The organism is uncultured Veillonella sp. (genome assembly GCF_915069625.1).
GTDB lineage: Bacteria > Bacillota > Negativicutes > Veillonellales > Veillonellaceae > Veillonella.
Genome location: NZ_CAJZFD010000115.1, coordinates 1 through 6501, shown reverse-complemented (window position 1 = coordinate 6501; position 6501 = coordinate 1). Strand labels below are relative to the sequence as shown.

The following is a 6501-nucleotide window of genomic DNA, read 5'->3' as shown; positions in this document are numbered from 1 at the left end:
GAAACTCATAGAGACTGGCTCTGTACTTGAGGTATTTAGTAAACCTAAGCATGAAACAACAAAACGATTTGTTAGGACCGTTATTCCTGATGAAATCCCATCTACAGTGAAACATACCTTGGCTTGTGATAAAAGACCATATACAATTCTTAAGATGCATTTCTTAGGAAATAATACGACTGATAATGTGCTATATCATATTAATAAAACCTTTGATTTAGAAACAAGTGTATTATTTGCTACCGTAACAGAGCTAGAGCATACAGTACTTGGTATTTTTATTGTTCAGTTTATTGGTGATGATCTTGAGGTGGGCAAGGTAAAAGAATATCTTGTAACCCAAGGCATTGAATGGCAGGAGGTGGCACTATAATGGACTTCTTCATGCAAGAACTTGGTGTTCCAGGTTCGCAGTTATTACTAGCTGCAGAACAAACATTATACATGGTGTTCCTGTCTCTCTTCATCGGCACCATACTAGGGCTGATTATCGCAGTTACACTAGTGGTAACAAATCCTAATGGTATTGTTAAAAACAGCATTGTTTACACCATTATAAACACAATTGTTAATATTGTGCGTTCTGTACCATTTATTATCTTAATGGTGTTTATCTTACCGTTGACTAAGATGATTGTTGGTACTCGGGTTGGTACAACGGCGGCTATCGTACCACTTGTTATATTCATTGCGCCTTATCTTGCTCGACTCTTTGAAAACTCTATTTTAGAGGTTAATAAAGGCATTATCGAGGCTGCACAATCGATGGGTGCATCCCATTTTGAGGTGATTTGGCATTTCCTTTTACCAGAGGCAAAGGGTTCGCTTATCTTATCCATTACAACAGGTACTATTGGCCTTATTGGTGCTACTGCTATGGCTGGTGCCATTGGCGCAGGCGGTGTAGGTGACTTGGCCCTTACCTATGGTTATGAGCGGTTGAACTTCCCATTGATGTTATTTACTGTTGTTATTTTGATTATCTTTGTTCAAATTATTCAAACAATAGGTAACTACTTTGCACGTCGTGCGCGTCGTTCCTGATTTGATGAAATAGATTTTGGTTATATTGATTGTGAAAGTATAGGAGAATGTACTATGAAATTTAAAAAACTCCTTGCCCTTGGTGCGGCATTAGTATTTAGCGTAGCTTTTATCGCAGGCTGCGGTTCCAATAATAGCGATAATGGTGCTAAAAAGGAATTATCCTATAGTAAGTCTCAAGGCCCTTACTCTGAATTATTTGAAAAAGGTGTTAAACCAATTTTGGAAAAACAAGGCTATACCTTTAAAAGTGTAGATATGTCTGACTTGGTACAAGCGGACCAAGTGTTGAGCGATGGTGAAGTAGATTTCAACGTTGAACAACATACAGCATACATGAAAAACTTTAACGAAAAACAAAATGGTCATCTTGTAGCGTTGACTCCAATTCCAACTGTACCAGCGGGTATCTTTAGCGGTTCCAAAACATCTTTAGACCAAGTGGCAGATGGTGATACTATTGCAGTACCAAATGATGCATCTAACATGGCTCGTGCCTATGCGTTGTTGCAAAAAATCGGTTGGATTAAACTTGATCCTAACAAAGATTTAGCGACAGTAACACAAGCAGATATTATTGAAAATCCTAAACATCTTAAATTTACAGAAATGAAATCCCTTACAATTCCTTCTGTACGTACTGATTTTGACTATATTGTTATTACTGGTGCTATCATCTATAATGCAAAAATTGATCCTAAAACTGCATTAGCAAATGAAGATGTATTACCACAATGGTTGTTACAAGTAGTAGTTAACGAGAAAAATAAAGATGCACAATGGGCAAAAGACATTGTAGCAGCTTACCACTCTCAAGAATTCAAAGACTACATGGAAAAAAATAACAACGGCCTATGGTTCGTACCAAAAGGTGAATAGAATATATAAAACATGCTTAGTTGAGGCATAAAAAAGAACCACTGATAAGTTGTAGCTTGTAGTGTCCCCAAAAAGTTAGACTTTTTATTCCGAGTAACCAAAACTGGTTGCTCGGAATTTTTTATGCTGCAGTAGTAGCTAAACGATAGTCAATTGGGCTTAGCCAGTTCAATCTTTCCTTAATTCGTTTAGTATTGTAATACATAATATAGTTTTTAATCGTCATTTTTAACTCATCATAACTATGAAAGGTATTGCCATAATACATCTCTTGTTTTAAGATGGCAAAGAAGTTTTCCATTGGTGAACTGTCGAGACAATTACCTCTTCTAGACATACTTTGGAATATATTATGCACTTTTAAATTATGTTGATACGCTTTCATTTGGTAACCCCAACCACGGTCAGAATGAAATGTCCGCCGATACTTAGCATCGGCAGTTTTTTCGATCGCCTGTTGTTGTGCTGAAAATATAGACCTAGCTGATGGTGTAGGACTTATACTAAAACTGATAATTTCAAGATTATATAAATCCATAAATAGATCTAAGTATAGTTTTCTGGCCTTCAAAGCATCATTTGCATCTAGTTCATAATACTTAAATTCAGTTGTATCTGAAGTACTTTTTTGATGTGGTTGACTACAATGGAGAATCTACGCTTAATGCGATTAGGCACAATCTCCTCAATTCTTTTAAATAGGCGTTCTCTATTTGTGCATAGCGTAATTGTTTTTCTAATTCTAAAATACGAGCTTGCTCTGGTGTTAATTCTTTTTTTGCTTTTGGCTACGTGATTTAGTATATGTGGTAATCTTTGCTTTTTCATCTGTCCGTCTCATAGTAGGTATTCGTCCTTTCAGTCGCTCATCAAAAGCATTGGCCCCATTATTTCATAAACTCCGATTTCCAACGAGCTATTAATGGAGGATTATTTAGACCATATTGAAATGCAATTTGCCGATACAATAGTTCACTAGTTAAGTATGACTCTACCACAGCTAGCTTAAATTCTGAAATATATCTTGTATTATTTCATTTTCGACATAAACCATCTTTACCAAATTCTTTAAATACATTAATCCAACCCAGAACTTGACTTGCATCCTTTACACCGTATTTCTTAGCTAAAGATCTGTATCCATCCTCGCTATTTAGATATGCGGTAACGACTTTTAATTTAAATGTAAGGCTATATTTTGCCATAGAAAAACCGACCTCCTTAACATTAAGATTTTTGGTCTAACATTAAGGGGGCGGTTCAGCTTATCAGTGGTTCTTTTTATCGTTTGCAAAACTATGTAAGGGCAATTTTAAATCTGACTTTAAAAAGCTTGAAAGCTCTTTGTTCTATACGCTCATGCCTGCCGCATAGTTTTCGTATAGTTCTTTATAGTGGCCACCGCGCTCTATAAGTTCTTGATGTGTCCCTTGTTCGACAATAGTGCCATTTTCAACTACTAATAGGAAGTCTGCATTTTTTATTGTAGACAAGCGATGGGCAATAACGATACTTGTACGTCCTTTGAGGAGGGTATTCATGGCTTTTTGAACCTCTACCTCGGTACGAGTGTCGACGTTAGCCGTCGCTTCGTCGAGAATGAGAATACTAGGGTCCGCCAAGAAGGCGCGAGCGATGGTAATCAATTGGCGTTGACCTTGGGATAAGTCATCACCACCTTGTTTGAGCACTGTATCATAGCCATCTGGCAAGGTACGGATAAAGTGATCTGCCATGGCGAGCCTTGCTACATATTCAATTTCCTGACGAGTAGCATTTGGCTTACCGTAGCCGATGTTATCAGCAATAGTGCCTGTGAAAATCCATGCATCTTGCAATACCATGCCTACCGTATTATGTAAGCTTTCACGAGATACGTCACGAATGTCGACGCCATCAATGGTGATACGGCCATTCATAATATCGTAAAAGCGCATGATGAGGTTCACCAAGGTTGATTTACCAGCACCCGTAGGTCCTACAATGGCTACCATGGATCCACCAGGAATATGAATGTTGATATCCCTCATAAACACATTGGATGGTGTATAGCCAAAATCAACATGTTCAAAGTCGATAGTGCCTGTATGCGTTATAGGATTCGAGGTATTAGCTATTATAGAGGAATCCGAGTCAATTGTATCTGTGTTAATAGGGGATTTACTGTTAGATAACACGAGTTTTCCATTATCGATTTCAGATGGTGTATCTATGACTTCATAAATACGGCCTAGGGCTGCGGCAGTTTCTTGAAATTTTGTCATAATGTAGGAGCTACGAGAAAGTGGATCGGATACTTGTCCTACATAGAGGAAGAATGCTTGGATATCACCGATAGAAATGGCTCCACGCAACACCATGAGGCCCCCTTGAATAGCGACGAGGCAATAGGTAAATTGATTTAGGAATTTTACAAGAGGTTCTACAAGCTGACTCGTGAAAGCAGCGCTACGCATGCTTTTAAATAGATTTTCGTTCAGTAACTGTACTTGATTCGTCGTGGTTTCTTCTAAACCAAAGGTTTGAATGATTGCTTTTCCAACAACGATTTCTTCAATACCACTATTGAAAGCACCTAAAGCGTTTTGGTTTCTCAGGTACACGCGGCGCGCTCGTTTAGATAGCCACGTTAAGCATACAATGCCAATTAGTATAATAACGATGATAGATGCTCCTAGAATAGGGCTAATCCAAAGCATCATAGCAGTAGCACCGATGATGCCGATTATGGCAGACACAAGGCCTGGTACGCCTTCGCCAATGGTTTCTGCCACAGTATCTAAATCAGAGGTAAGGCGGCTTAGTAAATCGCCCCGCTGGTGATCGTGAAAGTACACTATAGGCAATGAGTACAGATGTGTGCTCATGCGTGTTCGTAAGGCTAATACTGTTTTAGCACCAATAGAGGACATCATATACTCACCAAAGTAAGTAAATAGTGCATGGCCGCTATAGAGTGCAATAAGCCAGAGAATAATAGTATCTACAGAGGCTATAATCGTATTGATGTCTTGTTCAGCTGTTAAACCGCTGACAATAGCATCTATAATTTTACCGAGTAAGATTGGGGTAGAGACTTCAAACATAGCCGCAGTAATGAGTGCTAGGATGAGGAGCGCTAGCCAGCCCCATTGGCTTTTAGATTCGACTAGGAAACGACGTAATGGGCTCATGCTGTCACCTCCTGAGATGCTAAAATTTGTTGATATACAATAGAGGTACTTGCTAGCTCATCATGTGTGCCATATCCTGCAACTTGACCTCTGTTAATGATTAGAATATGGTCTGCTTTTTTTGCGGCGCTTACCTTTTGCTCTACAGAAATGAGGGCCGGTCGATTGTCCTTTTGTAACTCCTCATGTAGTGCTGTACGAACAGCATGCTCCGTAGTGCCGTCGAGAGCGGAAAAACTATCGTCGAATATGAATAAATCAGGTTTACGCACTAAGGCTCTAGCCATGGCAAGGCGCTGCCGTTGACCACCAGATAGATTGGTACCACCTTGGGAAACCATATACTGGTAACCGCCGTCGAGGCGATTGATAAACTCATCTGCCTTAGACAAGTGGCATGCATTTTCTACATCTTCTGCTGATAGCACTTGGCCTGATGCGGCTCCATATCGAATGTTCATATCGATAGTTCCGGTAAACAAATAAGCCTTTTGTGGTACATAGCCAATATGAGCGCGCAAGTCATCTACATTCCACTCATAGATAGACTTACCTTTAAAGAGAATATCTCCAGATTCAATGGAGAAGAGCCGAGGGATAAGATTGGTGATTGTGCTTTTACCAGAACCGATATCGCCCATAATAGCCAAGGTTTCGCCATGATGTACCTTAAAGGAGATATTTTCCAGTGCAGGGGACTCCGCATTGTCGTAACGGAAGGTAACGTTGCGGAATTCCAAAAGAGGTGTATCATCGGTTGCGGTTGCGGTTGCGGTTGCGGTTGCGGTTGCGGTTGCGGTTGCAGTTCCTGTTCCCGTAGCCGTAGCCGTAGAGTTTTGGTATCTTGGTTGATCAGTAGAATGCTTAGTAGCTTGAGAAACTGAATTTGTAATACTACTATTATATGGTTCAGGGAATGTATCGGTATTTTCGTGTTCTAACAACTCACGAATGCGAGCGTAACACACGATAGCTTCCGGAATGTCGATGATTACGAATATGGCCATGAGCATGCTCAATAGGATGAGGTTCGCATACTCGATAACGGCCATGATATCGCCAACTTGTAAGGCGCCCATGCTGACGTTGTAGCCGCCGAGCCAGAGAATAGCGACGGTACTCATGTTAAATAGAATGAGTATCGTCGGTAAACCAATAGCAAACGTTTGGCGCAATTTTTTATTCAGTTGTGCGGACTCTGTAAAAATAGCAATTTCCTTGTCGTTCTCGTAGGTTCTTCTGTTGAAAGCTCTAATAACCGGCATGCCTACGATGTGATCTCGAACCATATCGGTGATATCATCTAGCTTTAATTGCATAGCCTTGATAAGTGGCAAGGCGCGGCTTTCAATAAAGATAATAGTAAGTATCATACAAGCCATAACGGCGAGGATGACGAGCCCTA

General features: G+C 39.9%; 5 protein-coding genes and 1 pseudogene. 3 read left to right on the top strand and 3 right to left on the bottom strand.

Translation table 11 applies throughout. From position 1 onward, the window contains the following. The 3 genes from QZ548_RS06845 to QZ548_RS06835 all read left to right on the top strand — a co-directional run. Nucleotides 1-373, top strand: a 373-nt coding sequence (locus tag QZ548_RS06845) for an NIL domain-containing protein (protein WP_295869257.1), incomplete at its 5' end; no start/stop codon positions are given. Beyond that, on the top strand, nucleotides 373-1044 hold the full coding sequence (locus QZ548_RS06840; RefSeq protein ID WP_295869256.1) for a methionine ABC transporter permease: 672 nt from the start codon (nucleotides 373-375) through the stop codon (nucleotides 1042-1044). The genes QZ548_RS06845 and QZ548_RS06840, both read left to right, overlap by 1 nt. Before the next feature lie 54 nt (nucleotides 1045-1098). Next, the gene (locus tag QZ548_RS06835) at nucleotides 1099-1923 is read left to right on the top strand and encodes a MetQ/NlpA family ABC transporter substrate-binding protein (RefSeq protein WP_295869253.1); all 825 of its coding nucleotides are present in this window, start codon (nucleotides 1099-1101) and stop codon (nucleotides 1921-1923) included. A 121-nt stretch (nucleotides 1924-2044) separates the two neighbouring features. Here QZ548_RS06835 and QZ548_RS06830 read toward each other — a convergent pair. The 3 genes and pseudogenes from QZ548_RS06830 to QZ548_RS06820 all read right to left on the bottom strand — a co-directional run. Further along, nucleotides 2045-3128 (bottom strand): annotated as a pseudogene (locus QZ548_RS06830) (IS3 family transposase). Nucleotides 3129-3272: 144 nt separating this feature from the next. Then, nucleotides 3273-5096 carry an ABC transporter ATP-binding protein gene (locus QZ548_RS06825; protein WP_295869251.1) on the bottom strand — a complete coding sequence of 608 codons (1824 nt, stop codon included), beginning with the start codon at nucleotides 5094-5096 and terminating at the stop codon, nucleotides 3273-3275. Then, nucleotides 5093-6501: ABC transporter ATP-binding protein (locus QZ548_RS06820; RefSeq protein WP_295869249.1), on the bottom strand; the 1409-nt coding region annotated here is incomplete at its 5' end. The genes QZ548_RS06820 and QZ548_RS06825, both read right to left, overlap by 4 nt.